Below are 20,905 nucleotides of genomic sequence, written 5' to 3'. Positions count from 1 at the left end.
GGTGAGTGGCGACGAGCCGGAGGGCGTCTTCAGCGTGGCGGCGGGGAGCGCCGCGGGGCTGTCGCGTGCGCGGATGCGGTCAGCGGAGTACGCGTCGCCGGCCTACGGAGTCAGATCGACGGCTCCGGCCGTCACGCTCGCGGATCGCTGTGCGGCGATGCTGCACCGGCTCGGCGACCACGTCTTCGTCTGCGGGCCGACCGCGGCTCTCCTCTGGGGTGCGCCGCTCGACCGGCGCTGGGAGCAGCGGCTCGTCCTGGACGTCGCCGTCGTCGCACCGGCTCGGGCGCCGCATGCGCGCGGTCTTGCAGGACGCAGCCTCTCCGTAGATCGTGACGTCGACCTCGTCGTCGGCAGGCGAGGCGCGCTGACGACTCCGGCCCGTACCTGGTGCGACCTCGGCGCCGTCCTCGAGCTCGCGGACCTCGTCGCGGTCGGCGACGACCTCCTCCACCGACGTCTCCTCACCGAGGAGTCTTTGTGTGCCGCGCTCGACCGGTATCCGGGTCGACGCGGGATCGCACGCCTGCGTCGAGCCCTCGGGCTGCTCGACGGCCGGGCGGAGTCCCGTCCCGAGTCGCAGGTCCGTGTGGCTCTGGTGCTCGCGGGGATCTCGGGTCTCGAGGCGAACGTCGAGATCCGTGACGAGGCGGGCGCCTTCCTCGGCCGGGTCGATCTCTGCATCGCTCGGGCCCGTGTGGTCATCGAGTACCACGGCGACTACCACCGCTCCGAGCCCGGGCAGTGGCGGAGGGACGTCGCCCGCGCCCGCCGCCTCCGCGCGGCCGGCTGGACCGTGATCGAGCTCACCGGCGACGACCTCGCCGACCTCGCCTCCGTCGTCGCCCAGGTGCGCGCGGCGCTACACCACTGACTCGCCCGAGAAGGCGAGTTCTCGGGGTGGAGAACGAGCCTTCTCGGGCGACTCAGCGGGTGTCGGCTACCAGCGGGGGTGGACCGTGGGGCGGAAGTGGGTGTCGTAGAGGGCGTTGACGGCCTCCATGAAGGCGGGGCCGAGGGGGGCGGCGTCCGCGGCGGTGGCGTTCGCCTTCGCCTGCTCGACGGAGCGGGCGCCGGGGATGACGGCGGTGACGCCGTCCTGCTGGATGATCCAGGCCAGCGCGGCGGCGGCGGGGGCCAGGCCGTGGTCGGCGGCCAGGCGGGAGAACTCCTGCGCGGCCTCGACGCCGGTCGCGAAGTCGACGCCCGAGAAGGTCTCGCCGACGTCGAAGGCGGAGCCGTCGCGGTTGTAGTTGCGGTGGTCGTCGGGTGCGAAGGTCGTCTCCGTCGTGTAGCGGCCGCTGAGGAGGCCGGACGCGAGCGGGACGCGCGCCAGGATCCCGACGCCGGCCTCGCGGGCCGCCGGCAGCACCGCGTCGAGCGGCTTGAGGCGGAACGCGTTCAGGATGATCTGGACGCTCGCGACGTTCGGCCGCGCGATGGCGGTGAGCGCCTCCTCCGTGCGCTCGACCGAGACGCCGTAGTGCGCGATGGCGCCCTCGTCGACCAGGGTGTCCAGCGCGTCGAAGACGGCGTCGTCGGAGTAGACGGAGGTCGGCGGGCAGTGCAGCTGCACGAGATCGAGCGTGTCAACGCCGAGGTTCGAGCGCGAGCGGTCGGTCCAGGCGCGGAAGTTGTCCAGCACGTAGTTCGCGGGGATCTGCTCGACGCGGCGGCCCATCTTCGTCGCGACGAAGACGCCCGCGTCGGGGTGCGCGGCGCGCCAGGCGCCGATGGTCCGCTCGCTGCGGCCGTCGCCGTAGACGTCGGCGGTGTCGAAGAGGGTGACGCCGGACTCCGCCGCGGCGTCGAGGATCGCGAGGGCGTCGCTCTCCGCGACGTCACCCCAATCGGCACCGAGCTGCCAGGTTCCGAGGCCGACGACGGAGACGGGCGCACCGGTGCGGCCGAAGATTCGAGTTTCCATTCCTCCACCGTAGGTGCGGCCGGAGGATGCGAGCAGCCCCTTGCGCGTGCCCTACCGTCGGAGCATGAGCCTCGTCGTCCTCGGAAGCGCCAATCTCGATCACGTCCACAGGGTCGCCCGCATCCCCGCCCCCGGCGAGACCGTCCTCGCCCTCGACTCCCGCACCTTCCCCGGCGGCAAGGGGCTCAACCAGGCGGTCGCCGCCGCCCGCACGGTCGCGGGCAGCAGCTTCGTCACGAGCCTCGGCCGCGACGCCGCGGGCGACGAGCTCGCGGGGCTGCTGGCGGAGGAGCCGCTCGAGCTGCACGCGCGCCGCGGCGACGAGCGCACGGGCACCGCGCAGATCACGGTCGACGACTCCGGCGAGAACGCGATCGTCGTCGACTCCGGGGCGAACGCCGCCTTCACCGACCTGACCGCGCAGGAGGAGGCGCTGATCGCCGGCGCCTCGGCGCTCCTGCTGCAGCTCGAGATCCCGGTCCCGACCGTGCTGGTGGCGGCGCGCGCCGGCCGCGCGGCGGGGACCACCACGATCCTCAACGCGGCGCCGATCGGCCCGCTGCCCGAGGAGCTGCTCGCCGAGCTGGACGTGCTGATCGTCAACGAGCACGAGGCGCGCGAGCTCGGCGCCGAGCGCGGCATCGCGGCGGCGGACGACACGGCCCTCGCCGTCGCCCTCACCGCGCTCGTCCCGGTGGTGCTGGTCACCCTCGGTGCGGACGGCGTCGTGGTCGCCGTCCGCGACCGCGAGTCGGTGCGCGCACCCGCCTTCCGCGTCTCCGTCGTCGACACGACCGGCGCGGGCGACACCTTCTGCGGCGTCTTCGCGGCACGGCTCGCGAGCGGCGGCGAGAGGCTCGACGACCCGGTCGCGCTGGTCGAGCTCGTCCGCTGGGCGACCGCCGCCGCGGCGATCTCGGTCACCCGGGCCGGCGCGGCGGTCTCGACGCCGACGGCCGCCGAGACGGAGGCCTTCCTCGCCGAGCACGGCGCCTAGCGGCGCCCTCGAGGACGGCGCGCTTCCGCGTCAGTCGACGGAGGCGATCCGGACCGCGATGCGCGCGCGACGCCCGGGGTGCTCGCGCCGGCACCACTCGCGCACCGCGGAGCCGACCGCGCGGGCGATGTCGGGCGCCGACGACTCGGCGGCGACGCAGACCTCCGCGGACACCGACACCTCGTCGCCGAGGACGCGCACGAGCACCGGCTCGGCGAAGGTGCCGCCGGAGACCGCGCCGAGCGGGCCGTCCGCGGGATCGACGGTGGCGGGCGTCAGCGCGCCGGCCGCGTGGGCGAGGACGTCGCGCACCTGGCCGCGCGCCGGGACGAGCATCGCCACTCCCGCGAGGGCGCGGATCTCGGCGGTGAGCACGGCGGCCGCGCTCGGCGCGGATCCAGCGGGGGCGACCGCGGGGACCAGCACGGCCGGGGCGACGGGGATCGGCTCGGACCCGCTCACGACTCCTCCCCTCCCGGCACGTAGACGTCCTCGACGCGCACGTCGATCGTCGAGACGCGCAGCTCGGTCTGGGTGAGCAGCCGCGAGTGGATGCGCTCGCGCACCTGCTGGGCCGCGTCGGCGATCGGCACGCCCCAGAACACCGAGATCGTCACCTCGACCGCGATGTCGGCACCCGGATCGGCGACGTCGCCCTGCAGCCGGCAGCGGCCGACGAGGACTCCGGAGACGCTGTCGCCCGCCTCGCGGACGATGCCGCGGACGGCGCCCTCGGTGATCGTCAGCTCGACGTCGGGGTCGGTGCTCGCGAGCGGGATGTCGCGTCCGGCCCGCGCCTCGCGCCGCACCTGGGTGAGGATCGAGCCGAACCAGCTCTCGGTGGGCGCGGGCAGGTGCGCCGCGTCGTCGTCGATCAGCGCACCGGAGAGCGCGCGGACGCGCTCGAGGGCGCGCAGCGTGCGCCGGTGCTCCGGCGACTCCTCGATGGCGGGGTCGTAGGGCAGGCGGCCCCGGTCCAGGTAGTCGCCGAGCTCGTCGATGCCGATCGCGTCGGCGGAGCCGTCGTCCGGCTCGGCGTCGGCGTCGTCCGCGACCAGCGGCACGGGCAGCGGCAACACGGCGTCCTCGCCGGTGCCGGGCAGGCCGGGCGTCCCGCCGGGCGTCTCGTCCGGGGTCATCGCGCCGACTCCTTCATCGCGCCGACTCCTTCTCCGCGGGCCCTCATCGCCAGTCCTCCATCGCCACGACCAGCGACTCCCGTGCTCGGGCGAGCTTGCCGCGGACGGCGGTGGCGGTGATGCCGAGGTGCTCGGCGATCTCACTGTACGACTCGCCGCCGACCTCGCGGAGCAGCCAGCACTGCCGCTGGGTCTCGGGCAGCTCGGCCAGCGCCTGGGCGAGAGCGCGCATCGCGTCGCTCTGCTCGACCGACTCGAACGGCCCGGGCTCGCGCGCCGGCGGGTGCTCGACGGCGTCGACGTCGTCGACCGGCTTGCGCTGGCGGAGCAGGTCGACGCTGGAGCGGCTGACGATCCGCATCATCCAGCTCCGCACGCTCGCCGGCTCCTGGAGCTGCGGGAGCTGGGCCCAGACGGTGATCAGCGCGTTCTGCACCGCGTCGGAGGCGTCCGCCTGCGAGCCGGTCAGCCGCCAGGCGTAGGCGCGGAGGATCGACTGGTGCCGCTTGACCAGCACCTCGAACGCGCGGACGTCGCCCTCGGCGGAGCGCTCGGCGAGGAGCGCGTCGCTCGCCGTCTCCAGACCGGGCATGGGACTCCTCCAGCGGGCACCGGCTCGAGCCGGCATCGACCATCAGGTGACTGTCAGGAAAAACTCCGGATCGCACCGTGACGAATCCCCGTCGGGCTCCGTCTCACTCATGAAAGCACAGCCCGACGGGAAATCCGCCGGACTCCCCGACCCCGGCCGCGCACCACCAGCGGCCGACGACACGCACAGGAGTCACCATGAGCGACAGCACGCGCACCCCCGCCACCCCCGCCACTCCCACCGCCCCCCGCGTCGACAAGGCGTCGGTCGACACCGTCACCAGCCTCGGCAACAGCGCCGCCGCGGGCACGGCTCAGGGCCGCACCGTCATCGACGACGCCGTGATCGCCAAGGTCGCCGGCATCGCCGCGCGCCAGGTGCCCGGCGTCTTCGCCCTCGGCAACAACGCCGCCCGTGCCTTCGGCGCGATCCGCTCGGCCGTCGGCGGCAACGACCACGCCCAGGGCGTCAGCGTCGAGGTCGGCGAGACCCAGGTCGCCGCCGACGTCACCCTCGTCGTCGAGTACCCGGTGCCGATGCAGTCGGTCGCCGACCAGGTCCGCGCCGCGGTCTCCGAGGCCATCACCGAGCTCGTCGGCATGTCCGTCGCCGAGATCAACGTCGCCATCGTCGACGTGCACATCCCCGGCGAGGACAAGGGCGACACCGAGACCGAGAGCCGCGTCCGATGAGCGACCCCCGCACCCCCGCCCCCGCCCCGGCCGGCCGCAGCACCACGCTGGGCCTCGTCGTCGGCGCGGTCCTCGCCTTCGCCGCCCTGCTCTTCGGCTTCTGGGGCTTCGTCCTCACCGCCGTCTTCATGGCGCTCGGCGTCCTGATCGCGCGGATGCTGGACGGCTCGCTCGACGTGCGCAGCCTCGTGGACGTGTTCCGCGGCCGCACCACCTCCCGCTAGGAGTCGCCGTGACCGCACTCGACCAGCGTCCCGGCGAGCGGACCGCTCCGTCGGAGCCGGGCACCGTCACCATCTCCGTCCGCTCCCTCGAGCGGATGGCCGTGGCGGTCGTCCACGAGGAGCTGGGCGTCGAGGTCTCCGCGATCCGCGTCCGGCTGTCGGACGACAGCGGCGGCCTCGCGCTCGCCGTCTCCGCCCCGGTCCTGACCGAGGGCGCTTCCACCGCCGAGGGGAGCCTGCTCGATCGCCTCCACCGCGACCGGGCGGCCATCGCCTCCCGGATGGGCGCGCTCACCGGCCGCACCGTCAGCCGCGTGGACATCCGCGTGACCGGCACCCGCACCCCGACCCGAGCCACGAGGAGAGTCGCATGAGCCCCGCAGCCACACCGCGCGACGCGGCGCCGGACGCGCGCTACCGCCGCTACCTGCGCCGCGAGACGCACAGCTCGCGCTCGGCCGCCCAGATCGTCGTGCTCGTGCTGATCATCCTGATCGCCGCGTACGTCGGAACGGAGGCGGTGCTCGCGATCTTCGGCGCCGCTCCGCTGCTGCTGGCACCGTCCGCGCTCCTCGGCGCGATCGTCGGCGTGACCGATCTCGCCTCCGGCGCGATCATCGGCATCGCCGTCGGCACCGCGGTGCTGGCGCTGATCCTGCTGGTCCTCGCCCTCGCCCCCGGTGCCCGCGCCCGCCACACCGTTGCGGACGACCGCCTCGCCGTGGTGATCGACGACGGCGTGATCGCCTCCTCGCTCGCCCGCTCGGCCCGCTCGGCCGCCCGGTCGCGTCGCGAGGACACCCGCGCCTCGATCGGCCGCCGCACCGCCGTGATCGAGGTGACCCCCTCCTCGGGGATCACCGTCGACCGCGACTCCGTGCAGTCCGCGGTCGACGACGAGCTGAGCCGCATCGCGGCGACGCCCGCCACCCGCGCCACCGTCCGCATCTCCGAATCCGGGAGGATCTGATGACCACGAGCAACCGGTTCGTGAACCGCCTGATCCTCTTCCTGGTCGGCCTCGTCCTCGCCGCCGTCACGGCAGGCCTGGTCCTGATCGCCGTCTCCCAGCCGGTCCGCGACGCGGTCGCCGACTTCGCGGACGGCCAGGGCGCGGCCCTCGTCTCCCGCATCTCGCCGGAGGACGGCACCGCCTGGAGCGACGCGGCCGTGCTGTGGCCGCTCTACGCGATCGTCGGGATCTGCCTGCTGGGCATCGTGCTCGCGATCGTCCTGATCTCCGCGCACGGCCACGGCCGCACGAGCACCGTCCTCACCGACGCCGGCTCGTCCAGCGGGGTCGCCGGAGAGGTCGAGATCGCCACCGGCTTCGCCGAGGACGTGCTCGAGAACGCGCTGGCCGGCCGCACCGACCTGATCGACGTCACTGTCTCGGCCTACCGCCACGGCTCGTCGACGGCGCTCAAGGTCCGGGTCCTGCCCCGCGGCGGGGTCTCGCCCCGCACGGTCGTGGACGCGGTGCACCAGGAGGTCCTGGAGCTCGATCGCCTGCTCGGCGCGCGACTGCCCGTCGTGCTCGAGGTCGCCTCGAGCGCCCGGGCCGGGTTCTCCAAGGAGGACCGGGTCGCCTGACCCGCGAGCGCCCGCGCTCGCCCACCACTTCCTCCGACGGCCGTCGCCGGAGGACGAACCGAATCGAACGGAAGGAGCCCCTCATGGGTGCTGACGACAAGATCCGCAACGCGGCCGAGAACCTGCTCGGCAAGGCCAAGGAAGCGGCCGGCAAGCTGACCGACAACGAGAAGCTCGAGGCCGAGGGCCAGGCCGACCAGACCAAGGCGCACACCAAGAAGGTCGGCGAGGACGTCAAGGACGTCTTCAAGAACTGACGCCCGCGTCGAACGACGAAGAGGCCGCCTGTCGCTGATGCGACGGCGGCCTCTTTCGCTGTGTCCGGGCTCCCTGCGGAGTCCTGAACTCGCGGCTCCGGTTCCGGCTCAGACGCTCCAGAACATGATGCGTCCGGCGGAGGCCGAGTCGATGCTCTGGTCGAGGTTGTCGGCGGTGTGCGAGGAGTAGAGGATCGTGCTCCCCTTCACGCTCGTGACGACGCCGGTGTGGTCCCAGTCGCCCGAGCCGTCCCAGTCGAACTGCACGACGTCGCCGGGCTTCACGTCCGCGCGCTGCGCGTTCGTCAGGGGCGTCGCCCGCTCCGGGTGCGCGGCCAGATAGGAGTTGAAGGCGGTCGAGGACGCCCAGGCCGAGCTGTAGCCGCCGGTGCGCGAGTAGCTCCACTCGGCGTCCATCTCCCAGCCGCGGGCGATCAGCGACTGGGAGGTGAAGTTGACGCAGTCGTTGCCGCCGATGACGCCGTACTGCGCGGAGTTGTAGTCGGACCAGTAGGTCTGCAGGTAGTCGAGCTGCGAGGCGAGGCGGCTGGCCTCGAGCGCGGCGGCGGCCTTCGCGGCCTCGATCGCCGGGTCGGGCGTGTAGGCGAACGTGATCGCGGAGGCGACGACCTTGGTGGTCGCGAGCACGCCGGTGGCGGTCGGGCTGGGCGAGGCGGTCGCGGTGGGGGCGACGAGCTCGGCGGGCTGCGCCTCGGTCGCGGCGGCGGCCGGCGTCGCGGTCGGAGTGGCGGTCGCGTCGGCGGCCTTCGGAGTGGCGGCCGGAGTGACCGTGGTCGCGGTCAGCGGCTCCTCGGTCGGAGTCGTGGTGTCCACGGCGGGCTGCACCGTCTCGACCGGTGTGCCGTCCACGGTCGCGGCGGCGACGGAGTCCGTGACGGCGTCGAAGGTGATCGGCGCGCCACCGGCGTCGAAGAAGGCGACGGGGACGACACCCTCGGTCTCGCCGTCCGCGGGCGGCGCGGTGACAGTGATCTGGTCGGGGTTGTCGACCGTGACGCTGCCCTCGGCGTCGCCGAAGCGGACCGTGGCGACGGAGTCGAGGTTCGAGCCGGCGATGGTGACGCTCGTGCCGCCGGCGACGGTGCCGGTGGTGGTCGAGACGCTGCTGAGCACCACGCGGGCGTCGGCCGTGGTGGCCGGCAGCACGGTGACGGGAGCGGCCGTCGCGGTCGGGGCGGCGGTGGAGGCGGTGGAGGCGGTCGCCGACTCGGCGTCGGCGGAGGCGCCGACGGTGAGGCTCACGCCGGAGGCGGCGGCCACGAGGACGAGCCCGCCCGACATCGCCAGCACGAGGTGCCGGCGCGAGGGGCGGAAGAAGGAGGAGCCGCGACGAGCGGGCTCGACGCGCTGGCGGTGCCCCTCGGCGGCGCGGCGGTCGCGGCGGGAGGGGAAGACGTCGCCGCTCGCGGGGTGCAGCGGGGCTCCGGCGGAGGGGCGGATGCCCTCGGCGGCCGGCGCGAGCGCGGCGGGAGCGAGGACGGCCGGGGCCGGTGCCTCGACCGCGGGAGCGGCGGCAGCGGCAGGAGCGGCGACCGGAGTCGCGCGGACGCGGCCCTCGCGCTCGCGCGCCTCACGGCGGGTCAGCGGCGGTGCGAGCTGAGCGTCGGCGGGGGCGACCTCGGCGGCAGCGGGCACGGTGGAACGGGTGGAACTATGGGGCACAGGGGAACTCACGGGTCGGTGCGCACGGGGGCGGGGGCGTGCGGAATTTCAGGGGGAAGCGGCCATGTCACCACGCGGGAGTCGGAGTCCCCTAAGGGTGACCTCCGAAAGCACTCCGAGTAACGGTACGGTAACAACGCCCGTCTGTCACGTCCGCTTCTGATCGCGGCCGTCTCCGCAAGCCCTTGCGCACCGGTTTCCGGACACATCCGGATGTCCGAACGGACACGCCTTCAGCCCTCGAGCCGCTCGATCCTGCGAACGGCCGCACGCCGCCGATTGTGCAGCCACCCCCAGCTCGAGAAGTTCCGGGCGTAGAAGATCCAGATTCCCGGGATGGTCGGCAGACCCTCCTCCGCCAGGCGCGCGTTGATCCGCTGCCCGTCCTTCCCACTGCCGTCGCTCTCGGCGAAGACCGTCCGGAGGCGAACGAGCACGTCGGAGGAGAACGGATGTCCGGCGATCGCGGCGTCGATCGCCTCCAGCTCGCGCTGCAGCTTCTCCCGCGTCGGTCTCCGGAGCACCGCGCTTCCCTTCCGCCTCTCGGCCCCGCGGGCGGGAACCCCTCCCGCCCGCGTCTCAACAGGCTTGTCACCCTCCAGCGGATGCGCCGACAGCTCCCCAGTCCGTTCGAGCACAGGGCAGGCTCGCCGACGGACGACGAGCGGGTTCAACCCCGATGCCGCTCGATCTTCCGCACGGCCGCGCGCCGCCGGTTGTGCAGCCACCACCAGCTGAGCGAGTACCGCAGCGTGGAAGCTCCGATCGTCTGAAGTTCCGGCAGGCCCTGCTCACGCAGTCGCGCGCTGATCAGCTCCTTGTCCCCGTCGCCGTCCTCGATGACGGCGAAGGCGCGCGTGATCGTCTCGGACCTGAAGGGATGCGCTTCAATGGCGTCATCGATCGAGCGGAGCTCACGCGATAAGCGCTCAGGTGAGCGTCGGCGGAACACGCTCCGGCCCTACTTTCCCCGGAGGCAGACCATGATCGACACGGCCAGCCCTCCACCGATCGATCCCGGCCCGCCCGACGCCATGATCGACACGATCTGCGGCCCGTTGATTCCGAATCCGATGAGGCACTTGAACACGAAGGGCGCCAGCCACGCCGGATCGGCAACGACCGGGTAGGACACTCCGGGCGCCGTGTGATCGACGGTCTGAGTGAGGGTCGAACCGGACACGGAGTAGTGCGTCGGGACCCGATCCCCGTCCGCGTCGATCGCCCACGCTGCTCCGATGAGCAGCGCGAGGCCGCCGTCGGCGTCGACGACCGCCGCTCCTTCGCCGAGCAGCTCGAGCCGCTGCCCCTCGGCGAGGGTCACGTCGTAGGAGTAGTCGGCCGGAGCCTGAGCATCCGCGATCGTCGTCAGCATCTGCACGCCTCGATCGCCGACCACGACGGAGGTCGCGCTGTGAACCGCGGGGTACACGACTCCGCCGCCCGCGAGGGCGGCAGCCGGACCGGCGCTCTCCGCGCCAGGGAGATCGACGATCACGGTCCGAGCACCGTCGCCGATCCGGACACCGGCGGACGGATCGGACGGCACGACGACCGAGCCGGAGCCCAGGGCAGCTGCCCCGGCACCCTCGAGAACAGCGTCGTGGAGGAGAGTCGGATCGACCCTCTCGACGTTCTCGAGGGCCTCGGCGACGGTCTTCGGCGCGAGCGTCGGCGGGCCCGGATCCTCGGCGGCGATGGCCGCCGGGGCGAGGAGTGCGGAGACGGCCACGAGGGCCGTGAAGGACAGTGCGGACGAGCGCCTCGAGGAGGCGAGCAGCGGGAATGTCATGAGATCTCCTTCGATCGAAAGCGAGCCTGCCTCGCTTTGAAGGAGAGGTTAGGGACGCGCTCGTTCGAACGGAAGGCGTGGCGTGGGACGCCCGACAGGGCGCGCCAGGAGGCGCGAGGGGGTGATCTCGAGCCGCCGATCAACCGTCCGGGGACGCCGCTACGAGACCGTGCCCGGCGCGTAGTCGGGGGCGTCCGGCAGCCCGAACAGGCGCTCCAGCGTCGGAATGCCGGCGTCGTGCAGGTGCTGCGCGAGCTCCACGCCGATGTAGCGGAGGTGGTACGGCTCGGACTCGTAGCCGGTGATCGGCGTGGTGTCGGGCTTGTAGCGGACGAGGAAGCCGAAGCGGTGCGCGTTCGCGCCGACCCACTGGCCCTCGGGGGTGTCGCCCCAGCAGATCTCGAGGGCGCAGGTCCCCGAGGAGCCGACGACGTCGACGGCCCAGCCGGTCTGGTGCTCGCTGTGCCCCGGGCGCGCGCTGGTCGCGTCCGCTCCGGCCTGGCCGCGCGAGGACACCCAGCCGGCGTAGACGCTGACCTGGGTGTCGTAGGAGCGGTAGGCGCTCTGCACCGCGAGCGTCAGCCCGGCCTCGCTCGAGGCCGCCGCGAACATCGGCACCAGCGCGTCCGCGGTCGCCTGGCGCATCGGCTGGCGGTTGACGTAGCGGACGTCGGGGTAGACGAGGTCGGCCGGCACGTAGTCGACCGGGTTCAGGGTGCGGAGCTTGTTGACGACCACCCAGATGCTGGCCGGGTCGTCGTTCGAGTGGGCGGAGAGGTCGATCCCGGGCGTCGCAGTCGGCGTCGGCGTGGGCGTCTCGGTCGGGGTCTCGACCGGAGCGGCGCTCGCCGTGGCGGAGGCGCCGGCCGACGCGCCCGGGGTGGCACTCGGAGTCGCGGACGCGGTCGGAGCGTTCGCGCGGCCGGCGCCGAGGGCCGCGTTCACGCCGACGGCCGCGACTCCGGCGGCCACGGCGACTCCGCCGATCACCAGTGCTCGGCGCCGGAGGGGGCGCCCCTCCGGGGTCGGGTTCTCGTCCGAGGTCATGCTCCGAGCCTACGCGGGAGCCCGATCCCGCCCCCCTCGAGGGATGTCAAGCACTGAGGGGTGTATCCGTTCAGCACTGCTCCTCCATGGGGGTGTCGAATATCCTCAAAGGATTCACATAAGCAGACCCCCTAGCTTGAGTGACAGCCTCGGCGACCGCGCGCATCCGCCCCCTCGGATGAGCCGCCCACCGGTCCCGATGACGAGAGGACCCCATGCTGCGCCCCCTGCACGTCCGAGCAGTCCCCCTCCCCGCCCTCGCCCGCGCGATCGAGCTGCCCGACGGCGACGTCCCGCCCGTCGAGGTGACCGGGATCACGCTCACCGCCTCGGACGTCGAGCCGGGCGACCTCTTCGTCGCTCTCGCCGGCGTCCACCGCCACGGCTCCGACTTCGTCGCCGAGGCCGCCGAGCGCGGCGCCGTCGGCGTCCTCACCGATCCGGCCGGCGAGTCCGCCTCACGCGCCACCGGTCTGCCCGTGCTGGTCGTCGACGACCCGCGGGCCCGCCTCGGCGCCGTCGCCGCCGTCGTCTACGCGACCACCGAGCGCGCCCCCCTGCTCCTCGGCGTCACCGGCACCAACGGCAAGACCTCGACGGTGCACATGCTCGAGGGGATGCTGCGCCAGCTCGGCGTCGTGCCCGGCCTCAGCTCCACAGCCGAGCGCCACATCGGCGACACCTCGGTGACGAGCGGGCTGACCACTCCCGAGGCCACCGAGCTGCACGCTCTCATCGCCCGGATGCAGGAGGAGGGCGTCGGCGCCGCGGCGATCGAGGTCAGCGCGCAGGCCCTCACCCGGCACCGCGTCGACGGCGTCGTCTTCGACGTCGCGGCGTTCACGAACCTGAGCCACGACCACCTCGACGACTACGGCGACATGGACACCTACTTCGCCCAGAAGGTGCAGCTGTTCCAGCCCGACCGCTCCCGCCGCGCGGTCGTCTCGCTCGACTCGCCCGCCGGGCAGCGGGTCGTGGCGGAGGCGGGCGTGCCCGTCACCACGATCACCTCGCTCCCCGACGTCGACGCCGACTGGCGGGTGAGCATCCTCGAGCAGGAGTTCGGCCGCACCCACTTCCGCGTCGAGAACCGGGAGAACCGGGCGATCACCACCTCCGTCCCGATCATCGGCTCGCACATGGCGGCCAACGCCGCCCTGGCGATCGTGATGCTGATCGAGGCGGGCCGCCCGATCGGCGAGATCCGCGCCGCCCTGCACCGCGACGGCGGCCTCGACGTCTCGCTCCCCGGCCGCACCGAGCGCGTCTCGGGCGAGCGCGGCCCCACCGTCTACGTCGACTTCGGTCACAGCGCCGACGCCTTCGCCCGCACGCTCGAGGCGGTCCGCGAGGTCACCACGGGCCGCGTGATCATGGTCTTCGGCGCCGACGGCGACCGCGACGCCCTGAAGCGGCCCGCGATGGCCGAGGCGGCGGTCTCGGGCAGCGACGTGCTGGTGATCACCGACCACCACCCGCGCTTCGAGGATCCGGCGTCGATCCGCGCCACGCTGCTGGCGGCGGCTCGGGCGGCGCGTCCCGACGGCGAGATCCACGAGGTCGACGACCCCAAGCGGGCGATCCGCGTCGCGGTGTCGCTGGCGCACGAGGGCGACTCGATCCTCTGGGCGGGACCCGGGCACCAGAACTACCGCGACATCGAGGGCGTGCGGACGCCGTACTCGGCACGAGCGGAGGCGCGGGCGGCGCTCCGCGAGGCCGGCTGGGCCGAGGCGGGGGTACCGGCGCACAGCTGATCGCCGGCGCTTGGGATCCTTGATCGACGGCCTTCCCGGACCCTGATCGACGACATCGGACCGCGGATCGGGCGGTCCCCTCTGAGATCCTCCACAGGCTCGCCGGAAGCAGTGCCGGTGAGCTCGCACGCGGTGTAACTTTGCGCAGCACGCAACGTTTGCGGCGGTCCGCCGTGCCCTGGCGGCGTCCGCCAGACAAGGGGACCCCCGTGACCGATTCCGCCCGCCCGCCCGCGACCGCCGCCTCCCCGTCGGGCGCGATCATGACGCACCGCCAGATCCTCTTCGTGATCTTCGGCCTGATGGCGGGGATGTTCCTGTCCTCGCTCGACCAGACCATCGTCGGCACGTCGATGCGCACCATCGCCGACGACCTCGACGGCCTCTCGCAGCAGGCCTGGGTCACCACCGCGTACCTGATCGTCTCGACGATCGCGACGCCGATCTACGGCAAGCTCTCCGACATCTTCGGCCGCCGCCCGCTCTACCTGATCGCGATCGTCCTGTTCCTGATCGGCTCGCTCCTGGCCGGCTTCGCGACCTCGATGCTCGGCCTCGCCGGCTTCCGCGCGGTGCAGGGCCTCGGCGCCGGCGGACTGATGTCGCTCGCCCTCACGGTGATGGGCGACATCCTCCCGCCGCGCGAGCGCGCCAAGTACCAGGGCTACTTCCTCGCCGTCTTCGGCATCTCGAGCGTCGTCGGTCCGCTGATCGGCGGGCTCCTCGCCGGCACCCCCGAGATCCTCTTCATCACCGGCTGGCGCTGGGTCTTCCTGATCAACCTGCCGATCGGCGCCGTCGCGCTCTTCATCGTCGTGCGCTTCCTGCACCTGCCCAGGCCCGCCGCCCGTCGCTCCGTGCGGATCGACTGGTGGGGCGCCGCGCTCGTCATCGTCGCCGCCGTGCCGCTCCTGCTCGTCGCCGAGCAGGGCCGCGAGTGGGGCTGGGGCTCGCCGATCGCCTGGGTCTGCTACGTCGTCGGCGTGCTCGGCATCGTCGGCTTCATCGCCGCGGAGCGGATGATGGGCGACGACGCGCTGATCCCGCTCAAGCTCTTCCGCTCGCCGACCTTCTCGATGGCGACCGTCCTGGGCGTGCTCGTCGGCTTCGGCATGTTCGGCGGGATGATGGCGCTCCCGCTCTACCTGCAGCTCGTCAACGGCGCGACGCCGACCGAGTCCGGCTTCCTGATGCTGCCGATGATCCTCGGCCTGATGATCGCCTCGATCGTCTCGGGCCAGATCATCTCCCGCACCGGCCGCTACCGCGCCTTCCCCATCCTCGGCACCTTCCTGATGTCGGCGGCGTTCTTCTACCTGTCCTTCGTCTCGATCGACAAGCCGGTGATCTTCGTGATGGGCGGCATGCTGCTGCTCGGCCTCGGCCTCGGCCAGATGATGCAGACGCTGACCCTCGCCTCGCAGAACTCGGTCGACACGGCGAACATGGGCGTCGCGACCAGCGCCTCGACGTTCTTCCGCCAGATCGGCGGCACGCTGGGCACCGCGGTCATCTTCTCGGTGCTGTTCAGCCGCATCCCGGAGACGATCGCCGCGGCGTTCAAGAACCCGACGATCGCTGCGAACCTGCAGGCCGCCGCCTCGGACCCGACCATCGCGGCCGACCCGGCCAACGCCGGCATCCTGAAGCTGCTGCAGTCGCAGGACTCGTCGGCGATCGGCTCCGCACTCGACGGCGACACCTCGTTCCTGAACACGGCGAACGACGCGCTCTCGGCGCCGTTCCTCACCGGCTTCAACGACGCGACGGTGACCGTGTTCCAGGTCGCGCTCGGCGTGGTCCTGCTCGCCTTCGTGCTCTCCTGGTTCCTGAAGACCCCGCCGCTGCGGGCGAAGTCGGCCATGCAGGAGGCTCACGACCTCGCGAACGAGGACGCCGCGGCCGAGCTGCGCCGCACCGACCCGCAGATGGCCGCCCGCGCCGGTGCCGATCTCGCCGCCGGGAGCATCGAGCCCGACGTGCGGACCGACTCCGTCGCCACGGCGCCCCGGCGCACGGAGGACGGCGACCGGCGCGGCTGAGCGCTCCGCCCGGTCGACTCCCCGCGACCCTCGACGGCCCGGACGCCTCGGCGTGCCGGGCCGTCGGCGTTCCCGGAGCCGTGCCTCCGCCCGCCATGCCGCCTTGCCCACCGCCCACCCCGCCAGCGCGGTGAGAGAGCGCTCCACCGGGATGGTCGTAGGATGACGGGACAGCCGCCGAAGGAGTCCGCAGTGACCGTTCCCCCCTCCCCCGCCTCGCCGACCCTGCCGGAGCAGATCGCCCTGGCCGAGCGCCTCGCCGCGCGCGACTGGCCCGCCGGATTCCTCTGGGGCTCCGCCACCGCCGCCGCGCAGATCGAGGGCGCCGGCCACGAGGGCGGCAAGGAGGACAGCATCTGGGACGCCTTCTCCCGCGTCCCCGGTGCCGTCGCGAACGGCGACACCCCCGAGGTCGCCGTGGACCACTACCACCGCATGCCCGCCGACGTGCAGCTGATGAAGCGCCTCGGCCTCGACTCCTACCGCTTCTCGGTCAGCTGGTCGCGGGTGAAGCCCGGCGACCGCGCCGTCAACACCGAGGGACTCGACTTCTACTCCCGCCTCGTCGACGAGCTGCTCGGCGCCGGCGTCCTGCCCTGGCTGACCCTCTACCACTGGGACCTCCCGCAGGCCCTCGAGGAGACGGGCGGCTGGACGAACCGCGACACCGCCGAGCGCTTCCGGGACTACGCGGAGGCCGTGCACGCGCGCCTCGGCGACCGCGTGGCGCACTGGACCACCTTCAATGAGCCGTTCTGCTCGACCCTGCTCTCCTACGGCGCCGGGATCCACGCGCCCGGCGTGATCTCGCAGCAGGCCGCTCTCGCCGCCGTGCACCACACCCACCTCGCGCACGGGCTCGCCGTCTCGGCCCTGCGCGAGCTCGGCGCGCAGAACCTCGGCATCACGCTCAACCTCTCCAACGCCGTCCCCGACGACCCGGAGGACGAGGTCGACCTCGACGCCGCCCGCCGCTTCGACGCGCTGCAGAACCGCATCTTCCTCGACCCGCTGCTGCTCGGCGAATACCCCGAGGACCTGCTCGAGGACGTCGCTGGCCTGGGCCTGGACGAGCTGATCCAGGACGGCGACCTGGCGACGATCGCGCAGCCGCTCGACTTCCTCGGCGTGAACCACTACCACGACGACAACGTCTCCGGGCACCCGCTGCCGGCCGGCGCGGAGGACTTCGCCCAGGCGACCGAGCGCGAGGTCGGCTCGCCGTGGGTCGGCTCGGAGTCGATCACCTTCCCCTCGCGCGGCCTCCCCCGGACCGCGATGGACTGGGAGGTGCACCCCGACGGGCTGCGCTACCTGCTCACCCGGCTGGGCCTGGAGTACGAGAACCTGCCGGCGCTCTACGTCACCGAGAACGGCGCCGCGTACGACGACGTCGTCGAGGACGGCCGCGTGCACGACGTCGACCGCACGCAGTACGTGCTCGACCACGTCGAGAAGGTCGCCGACGCGATCGACCAGGGCGCCGACGTCCGCGGCTACTTCGTCTGGTCGCTGCTCGACAACTACGAGTGGGCCTGGGGCTACGAGAAGCGCTTCGGCATCGTCCACGTCGACTACTCCAGCCAGGAGCGGCTGATCAAGGACTCGGGACTCGTCTACTCGCGCCTCATCGGCGGCGCCGCGGCCGAAGCGCTGGACTAGACCGTGTCCGAGGGGATCAGGGGAGGCGGGCGCTCGCCGACGCTCGAGGCCGTCGCCGCGCGGGCAGGCGTCTCCCGCGCCACGGTCTCGCGGGTCGTCAACAACGCGCCGCAGGTCGCCGCCGAGATCGTCGCCGCCGTGCAGAAGGCCATCGCCGAGCTCGACTACGTGCCCAACCGGGCCGCGCGGATGCTCGCCTCCCGCCGCACGCAGTCGATCGCGCTGATCGTGCCGGAGTCGACCGCGCGCGTCTTCGCCGACCCGTTCTTCGCCGCGATCGTGCAGGGCGCCGCGATGCGCCTCGCCGACACCGACTACACGCTCTCGATGCTGATCGCGTCGGAGACCAGCGGCGAGAAGACCCGCCGCTACCTCCTCGGCGGCAACGTCGACGGCGCCCTGGTCGTCTCGCACCACTCCGGCGACCACTCCTACGCCGCGCTGTCGAACTCGCTGCCGATCGTCTTCGGCGGCCGGCCGCTCTCGCCGGACGAGCGCGACTCCTACTTCGTCGACGTCGACAACGCCGACGGGGCCGCCGTCGCGACCGCGCACCTGATCGCGGGCGGCCGCCGCCGCATCGCGACCATCGCCGGCCCGGCCGACATGCCCCCCGGCGTCGACCGCCTGATCGGCTGGCGCAGCGCCCTCACCGACGCGGGGCTCGACGACTCGCTCGTCGAGTGGGGCGACTTCTCGCCCGAGAGCGGCACGGAGGCGATGCGCCGCCTCCTCGAGCGCGACCCTGCCATCGACGGGCTCTTCGCCGCCAACGACCAGATGGCCGTCGGCGCCTACGCCGCGCTCCGCGAGGCCGGCCGGCGCGTCCCCGAGGACGTCGCCGTCGTCGGCTTCGACGACGACATCTTCGCCCGCTCCGCCGTGCCCGCCCTCAGCACCGTCCGCCAGGTCCCCGTCGAGCTCGGCGCCCGCATGGCCGAGCTGCTGACCGCCCGCATCGAGGGCGCCGACGTCGAGCACCGCACCCTGATGCCCACCGAGCTGATCGTCCGCGCCAGCTCCTGACGGCGCCCGGCGCACCTCCCCTCCCCGCGAGCCCCCGCCTGCCCTCCCCCGCCCGTCCTCCCCCGCCCGTCCTCCCCGCCCGTCCTCCCCGCCCGTCCTCCCCGCCCGTCCTCCCCGCCCATTCCTCAAAAGTTGCGGTAGTCGCACGCGAGTACCGCAACTTTCGAGGAGTCGCCGCGTCGGCAGCGGCGTCCGGCCGACCCCCAGCCGGGAGCGCGAAGGCGGCCCCTCTCCCACTCCTCAAAAGTTGCGGTAGTGGCGTGCGACTACCGCAACTTTTGGAGAGTGACCGAGTCGGGAGCGCGACCGGCCGAATCGGTGCGGGGCGTGCGGCACGGAGGGCTGAGCCCTCCCCGACTCCTCAGTAGTTGCGGTAGTGGCGACGCGTGACTACCGCAACTTCTCGAGGGTGGGCGCGGCGTCAGCCGACCCAGCCGTGGGCGCGGAGGGCGGCGCGGATCTCGGCGATCGTGCGCGCGCGTCCGCGGGCCAGGCCCTCGGCGCGGACGGGGACGGTGATCCAGCCCGCGAGCTGGAGGTCGAGCAGGCGCTGCCGGTCGCGGGCGAACTGGGCGTCTCCGGTGCGGTGATGAGCTCCGTCGTACTCGGCCAGCACCTTCCACTCCTCGAAGACGAGGTCGCCGATCGCGATGAGGCGACCGCCCGCCCTGATCGGGGCGTTCGCCCGCGGCGCGGGGAGACCTGCTTCGACGACGGCGAGACGCAGATCGGTCTCAGGTCGCGAGGCGGCGGCGTCCGACGCGACGGCCAGCGCCGCTCGAAGTGCCCGTGACCCTCGCCCGTGGTAGGCGTCGAGCGCGAGCGCGAGCTGCTCCTTCGTCGCGAAAGGACGATCGACCGAGGCTGCCCGCGGGACGAACAGGAGGTGGTCGGTCGCCGTGACCAGCTCCTTGTGCGGCAGCTCCGCTCCGAGGAGCAGCCAGGTCGAGGCGGCATCGGTGACGGGGAGCCCGAGTCGCTCGACCACGCTCACCCTGGTCGCCGAGATCACGTGCCCGATCACCCCGCGGCACCGGGGCGGACGAGCCGGGTCGAAGACGGACACGTGCACCGGATCGTCCTCGGCGGCGCGAGCAGGCAGGGGGATCCCGAAGACGACAGCCGCGGTGAGATGCGAGTAGAACTGCCCGGCACGCAGCCTCGGCACGTAGGCCTGCGCCCGCTGGAGGTGTGTCCTCGGCTCGACGAGCGTCCGCACCCCGTGGAAGGGGCGGGCGAGAGCGCGGCTCCGGACCCGGTCCTCCGTCCAGCCGGCCTTGATCGCGGCACCGCGGGTGAAGGCTCCGAGGGGACCGACTGCTTCGCTCATCCCCCGATGGTGCACGGCCCTCCGCACCCTCACCGGTTCTCCACAGCCCCGCTCCCCCGCGACTCCCCTGTGGAGGAGCCTCCCGCGCCGGATCCGCCGCCCACTCCTCGAAAGTTGCGGTAGTCGCGCGCCACTACCGCAACTTTTGAGTTATGGGAGGGGGAGCTCGGGCCCGTGCCACGTGGCGAGGCGGGCCTCAGAGGTACAGCGGCTCCGGGTCGTGGGCGGCGAAGCGGCGGCGCATGACGGCGATGGCGTCGGCGTGCTCGTCGACGAGGACGAAGCGGCGGCCGAGGGCGTGGGCGACGGCGCCGGTGGTGCCGGAGCCGGCGAAGAAGTCGAGGACGGCGTCTCCCTCGCGGCTGGAGGCCTGGACGATGCGACGGAGCACGCCCTCGGGCTTCTGGGTGGGGTAGCCGGTCTTCTCCCGGCCGGTGGGCGAGACGATGGTGTGCCACCAGACGTCGGTGGGGCGCTTGCCGCGCTCGGCCTTCTCGGGGGTGACGAGGCCGGGCGCCATGTACGGCTCGCGGTCCACGGCGGCGGAGTCGAAGTGGTAGCCGCGGGGGTCCTTGACGTAGACGAGGATCGTGTCGTGCTTGGTCGGCCAGCGCTTGGTGGCCTTGGCGCCGTAGTCGTAGGCCCAGATGATCTCGTTGAGGAAGCACTCGCGGCCGAACAGGGCGTCGAGCAGCACCTTGGCGTAGTGCGCCTCGCGGTAGTCGAGGTGCAGGTAGAGGGTGCCGTCGTCGGCGAGCAGGCGCCAGGCCTCGGCGAGGCGCGGCTCGAGGAAGGACCAGTAGTCGTCGAAGCGGTCGTCGTAGCGGAGGAGGTCGCCGCGGATGCGCTCGTAGCTGCGGCCCTTGAAGCCGGAGATGGTCCCGGTCGCCGAGCGGACGGAGGTGGTCGACGTCCGCACCTGCGCGCGGCCGGTGTTGAACGGCGGATCGAGGTACACCACGGTGAAGGACCCGTCCGCGAGCAGCGGCAGGACCTCGAGGTTCTCGGCGTGGATCACCGCGCTCCGGGTCTCCGGGACGCCGTCCGCGATCTGGATCGTCCTGGGCACTCCGCAATGGTGTCACGGGGGCGGCGGCCCCTCCGACACGGCGCCGGCCCCTCCGACACGCCTCGGCGGGCGG

At 72.9% G+C, this 20,905-nt stretch carries 23 protein-coding genes; 12 read left to right on the top strand and 11 right to left on the bottom strand.

Annotation, left to right across the window (positions count from 1 at the left end):
• Window position 1: 1 nt before the first annotated feature.
• Entirely contained in the window at window positions 2-874 is an 873-nt protein-coding gene (locus tag MT355_RS17505) for a DUF559 domain-containing protein (protein ID WP_243600523.1), read from the top strand.
• Window positions 875-940: 66 nt separating this feature from the next.
• Here MT355_RS17505 and MT355_RS17500 read toward each other — a convergent pair whose 3' ends face one another.
• Window positions 941-1,927, bottom strand: a complete 987-nt coding sequence (locus tag MT355_RS17500) for an aldo/keto reductase (RefSeq protein WP_243600522.1) — start codon at window positions 1,925-1,927, stop codon at window positions 941-943.
• 64 nt (window positions 1,928-1,991) lie between these two features.
• On the opposite strand from MT355_RS17500, the gene MT355_RS17495 reads away from it, so the two are divergent.
• On the top strand, window positions 1,992-2,924 hold the full coding sequence (locus MT355_RS17495) for a ribokinase (RefSeq protein ID WP_243600521.1): 933 nt from the start codon (window positions 1,992-1,994) through the stop codon (window positions 2,922-2,924).
• Between the two features lie 30 nt (window positions 2,925-2,954).
• On the opposite strand, the gene MT355_RS17490 is transcribed toward MT355_RS17495, so the two are convergent.
• The 3 genes from MT355_RS17490 to MT355_RS17480 are packed head-to-tail and all read right to left on the bottom strand — an operon-like array spanning window position 2,955 to window position 4,655.
• Complete coding sequence (locus tag MT355_RS17490) at window positions 2,955-3,386, bottom strand: hypothetical protein (RefSeq protein WP_243600520.1); 432 nt, start codon at window positions 3,384-3,386, stop codon at window positions 2,955-2,957.
• Window positions 3,383-4,063, bottom strand: coding sequence for an Asp23/Gls24 family envelope stress response protein (locus MT355_RS17485; RefSeq protein ID WP_123734987.1), 681 nt, complete (start codon window positions 4,061-4,063; stop codon window positions 3,383-3,385). Before MT355_RS17485 ends, MT355_RS17490 begins: the two co-directional genes overlap by 4 nt.
• A gap of 43 nt (window positions 4,064-4,106) precedes the next feature.
• Window positions 4,107-4,655 (bottom strand): RNA polymerase sigma factor, encoded by a 549-nt coding sequence (locus MT355_RS17480; protein ID WP_123444992.1) that lies wholly within the window; start codon window positions 4,653-4,655, stop codon window positions 4,107-4,109.
• Between the two features lie 197 nt (window positions 4,656-4,852).
• Between MT355_RS17480 and MT355_RS17475 the strand changes: the two genes are divergently transcribed.
• The 6 genes from MT355_RS17475 to MT355_RS17450 all read left to right on the top strand — a co-directional run bounded on the left by MT355_RS17475 (window position 4,853) and on the right by MT355_RS17450 (window position 7,421).
• Complete coding sequence (locus MT355_RS17475) at window positions 4,853-5,347, top strand: Asp23/Gls24 family envelope stress response protein (protein ID WP_243600519.1); 495 nt, start codon at window positions 4,853-4,855, stop codon at window positions 5,345-5,347.
• On the top strand, window positions 5,344-5,571 hold the full coding sequence (locus MT355_RS17470) for a DUF2273 domain-containing protein (RefSeq protein WP_123444990.1): 228 nt from the start codon (window positions 5,344-5,346) through the stop codon (window positions 5,569-5,571). Before MT355_RS17475 ends, MT355_RS17470 begins: the two co-directional genes overlap by 4 nt.
• Before the next feature lie 8 nt (window positions 5,572-5,579).
• Window positions 5,580-5,945, top strand: a complete 366-nt coding sequence (locus MT355_RS17465) for a hypothetical protein (RefSeq protein ID WP_123734984.1) — start codon at window positions 5,580-5,582, stop codon at window positions 5,943-5,945.
• Entirely contained in the window at window positions 5,942-6,541 is a 600-nt protein-coding gene (locus tag MT355_RS17460; RefSeq protein WP_123734983.1) for a hypothetical protein, read from the top strand. The genes MT355_RS17465 and MT355_RS17460 overlap by 4 nt, the downstream gene beginning before the upstream one ends.
• Window positions 6,541-7,164, top strand: coding sequence for an alkaline shock response membrane anchor protein AmaP (locus MT355_RS17455; RefSeq protein ID WP_243600518.1), 624 nt, complete (start codon window positions 6,541-6,543; stop codon window positions 7,162-7,164). The genes MT355_RS17460 and MT355_RS17455 overlap by 1 nt, the downstream gene beginning before the upstream one ends.
• An 83-nt stretch (window positions 7,165-7,247) precedes the next feature.
• Complete coding sequence (locus MT355_RS17450) at window positions 7,248-7,421, top strand: CsbD family protein (RefSeq protein ID WP_123444986.1); 174 nt, start codon at window positions 7,248-7,250, stop codon at window positions 7,419-7,421.
• Between the two features lie 108 nt (window positions 7,422-7,529).
• Here the strand turns inward: MT355_RS17450 and MT355_RS17445 are convergent, their stop codons facing one another.
• The 5 genes from MT355_RS17445 to MT355_RS17425 all read right to left on the bottom strand — a co-directional run bounded on the left by MT355_RS17445 (window position 7,530) and on the right by MT355_RS17425 (window position 11,943).
• On the bottom strand, window positions 7,530-9,077 hold the full coding sequence (locus MT355_RS17445) for an amidase domain-containing protein (protein ID WP_243600517.1): 1,548 nt from the start codon (window positions 9,075-9,077) through the stop codon (window positions 7,530-7,532).
• Window positions 9,078-9,337: 260 nt separating this feature from the next.
• Window positions 9,338-9,742, bottom strand: coding sequence for a hypothetical protein (locus MT355_RS17440; protein WP_243600516.1), 405 nt, complete (start codon window positions 9,740-9,742; stop codon window positions 9,338-9,340).
• A 32-nt stretch (window positions 9,743-9,774) separates the two neighbouring features.
• The gene (locus MT355_RS17435; RefSeq protein WP_243600515.1) at window positions 9,775-10,056 is read right to left on the bottom strand and encodes a hypothetical protein; all 282 of its coding nucleotides are present in this window, start codon (window positions 10,054-10,056) and stop codon (window positions 9,775-9,777) included.
• 9 nt (window positions 10,057-10,065) lie between these two features.
• Complete coding sequence (locus MT355_RS17430) at window positions 10,066-10,896, bottom strand: hypothetical protein (RefSeq protein ID WP_243600514.1); 831 nt, start codon at window positions 10,894-10,896, stop codon at window positions 10,066-10,068.
• A 159-nt stretch (window positions 10,897-11,055) separates the two neighbouring features.
• The gene (locus MT355_RS17425; protein ID WP_243600513.1) at window positions 11,056-11,943 is read right to left on the bottom strand and encodes a M15 family metallopeptidase; all 888 of its coding nucleotides are present in this window, start codon (window positions 11,941-11,943) and stop codon (window positions 11,056-11,058) included.
• 215 nt (window positions 11,944-12,158) lie between these two features.
• Here MT355_RS17425 and MT355_RS17420 point away from each other — a divergent pair, with 215 nt between their 5' ends.
• The 4 genes from MT355_RS17420 to MT355_RS17405 all read left to right on the top strand — a co-directional run bounded on the left by MT355_RS17420 (window position 12,159) and on the right by MT355_RS17405 (window position 18,433).
• Window positions 12,159-13,703 carry a Mur ligase family protein gene (locus MT355_RS17420; RefSeq protein ID WP_243600512.1) on the top strand — a complete coding sequence of 515 codons (1,545 nt, stop codon included), beginning with the start codon at window positions 12,159-12,161 and terminating at the stop codon, window positions 13,701-13,703.
• A 263-nt stretch (window positions 13,704-13,966) separates the two neighbouring features.
• Window positions 13,967-15,745: an MDR family MFS transporter gene (locus tag MT355_RS17415; protein ID WP_243600609.1), complete on the top strand. Its 1,779-nt coding sequence runs from the start codon at window positions 13,967-13,969 to the stop codon at window positions 15,743-15,745.
• Between the two features lie 162 nt (window positions 15,746-15,907).
• Entirely contained in the window at window positions 15,908-17,407 is a 1,500-nt protein-coding gene (locus MT355_RS17410; RefSeq protein WP_374204665.1) for a GH1 family beta-glucosidase, read from the top strand.
• Window positions 17,408-17,410: 3 nt separating this feature from the next.
• Window positions 17,411-18,433 (top strand): LacI family DNA-binding transcriptional regulator, encoded by a 1,023-nt coding sequence (locus MT355_RS17405; RefSeq protein ID WP_123701991.1) that lies wholly within the window; start codon window positions 17,411-17,413, stop codon window positions 18,431-18,433.
• Window positions 18,434-18,854: 421 nt separating this feature from the next.
• Here MT355_RS17405 and MT355_RS17400 read toward each other — a convergent pair whose 3' ends face one another.
• Both MT355_RS17400 and MT355_RS17395 read right to left on the bottom strand, forming a co-directional pair.
• A complete protein-coding gene (locus MT355_RS17400; RefSeq protein ID WP_243600511.1) occupies window positions 18,855-19,763 on the bottom strand; it encodes a hypothetical protein in 909 nt (302 codons plus the stop codon).
• A gap of 196 nt (window positions 19,764-19,959) precedes the next feature.
• Window positions 19,960-20,832, bottom strand: coding sequence for a site-specific DNA-methyltransferase (locus MT355_RS17395; RefSeq protein WP_123444978.1), 873 nt, complete (start codon window positions 20,830-20,832; stop codon window positions 19,960-19,962).
• Window positions 20,833-20,905 lie beyond the last annotated feature (73 nt).

Source organism: Rathayibacter sp. VKM Ac-2929, from assembly GCF_022815495.1.
Lineage (GTDB): Bacteria > Actinomycetota > Actinomycetes > Actinomycetales > Microbacteriaceae > Rathayibacter > Rathayibacter festucae.
Note: the sequence above shows the minus strand (reverse complement) of the source record. Positions and strands in the feature narration are given on the sequence as shown.

Excerpts from the sequence above, each read along its gene's own strand:
- MT355_RS17475 (WP_243600519.1), top strand. The coding sequence starts at position 4,853 with ATGAGCGACAGCACGCGCACCCCCGCCACCCCCGCCACTCCCACCGCC.
- MT355_RS17410 (WP_374204665.1), top strand. The coding sequence starts at position 15,908 with ATGACGGGACAGCCGCCGAAGGAGTCCGCAGTGACCGTTCCCCCCTCC.
- MT355_RS17470 (WP_123444990.1), top strand. The coding sequence starts at position 5,344 with ATGAGCGACCCCCGCACCCCCGCCCCCGCCCCGGCCGGCCGCAGCACC.
- MT355_RS17485 (WP_123734987.1), bottom strand. The coding sequence starts at position 4,063 with ATGACCCCGGACGAGACGCCCGGCGGGACGCCCGGCCTGCCCGGCACC.
- MT355_RS17415 (WP_243600609.1), top strand. The coding sequence starts at position 13,967 with ATGACGCACCGCCAGATCCTCTTCGTGATCTTCGGCCTGATGGCGGGG.
- MT355_RS17495 (WP_243600521.1), top strand. The coding sequence starts at position 1,992 with ATGAGCCTCGTCGTCCTCGGAAGCGCCAATCTCGATCACGTCCACAGG.
- MT355_RS17400 (WP_243600511.1), bottom strand. The coding sequence starts at position 19,763 with ATGAGCGAAGCAGTCGGTCCCCTCGGAGCCTTCACCCGCGGTGCCGCG.
- MT355_RS17500 (WP_243600522.1), bottom strand. The coding sequence starts at position 1,927 with ATGGAAACTCGAATCTTCGGCCGCACCGGTGCGCCCGTCTCCGTCGTC.
- MT355_RS17455 (WP_243600518.1), top strand. The coding sequence starts at position 6,541 with ATGACCACGAGCAACCGGTTCGTGAACCGCCTGATCCTCTTCCTGGTC.
- MT355_RS17460 (WP_123734983.1), top strand. The coding sequence starts at position 5,942 with ATGAGCCCCGCAGCCACACCGCGCGACGCGGCGCCGGACGCGCGCTAC.
- MT355_RS17480 (WP_123444992.1), bottom strand. The coding sequence starts at position 4,655 with ATGCCCGGTCTGGAGACGGCGAGCGACGCGCTCCTCGCCGAGCGCTCC.
- MT355_RS17450 (WP_123444986.1), top strand. The coding sequence starts at position 7,248 with ATGGGTGCTGACGACAAGATCCGCAACGCGGCCGAGAACCTGCTCGGC.
- MT355_RS17425 (WP_243600513.1), bottom strand. The coding sequence starts at position 11,943 with ATGACCTCGGACGAGAACCCGACCCCGGAGGGGCGCCCCCTCCGGCGC.
- MT355_RS17420 (WP_243600512.1), top strand. The coding sequence starts at position 12,159 with ATGCTGCGCCCCCTGCACGTCCGAGCAGTCCCCCTCCCCGCCCTCGCC.
- MT355_RS17430 (WP_243600514.1), bottom strand. The coding sequence starts at position 10,896 with ATGACATTCCCGCTGCTCGCCTCCTCGAGGCGCTCGTCCGCACTGTCC.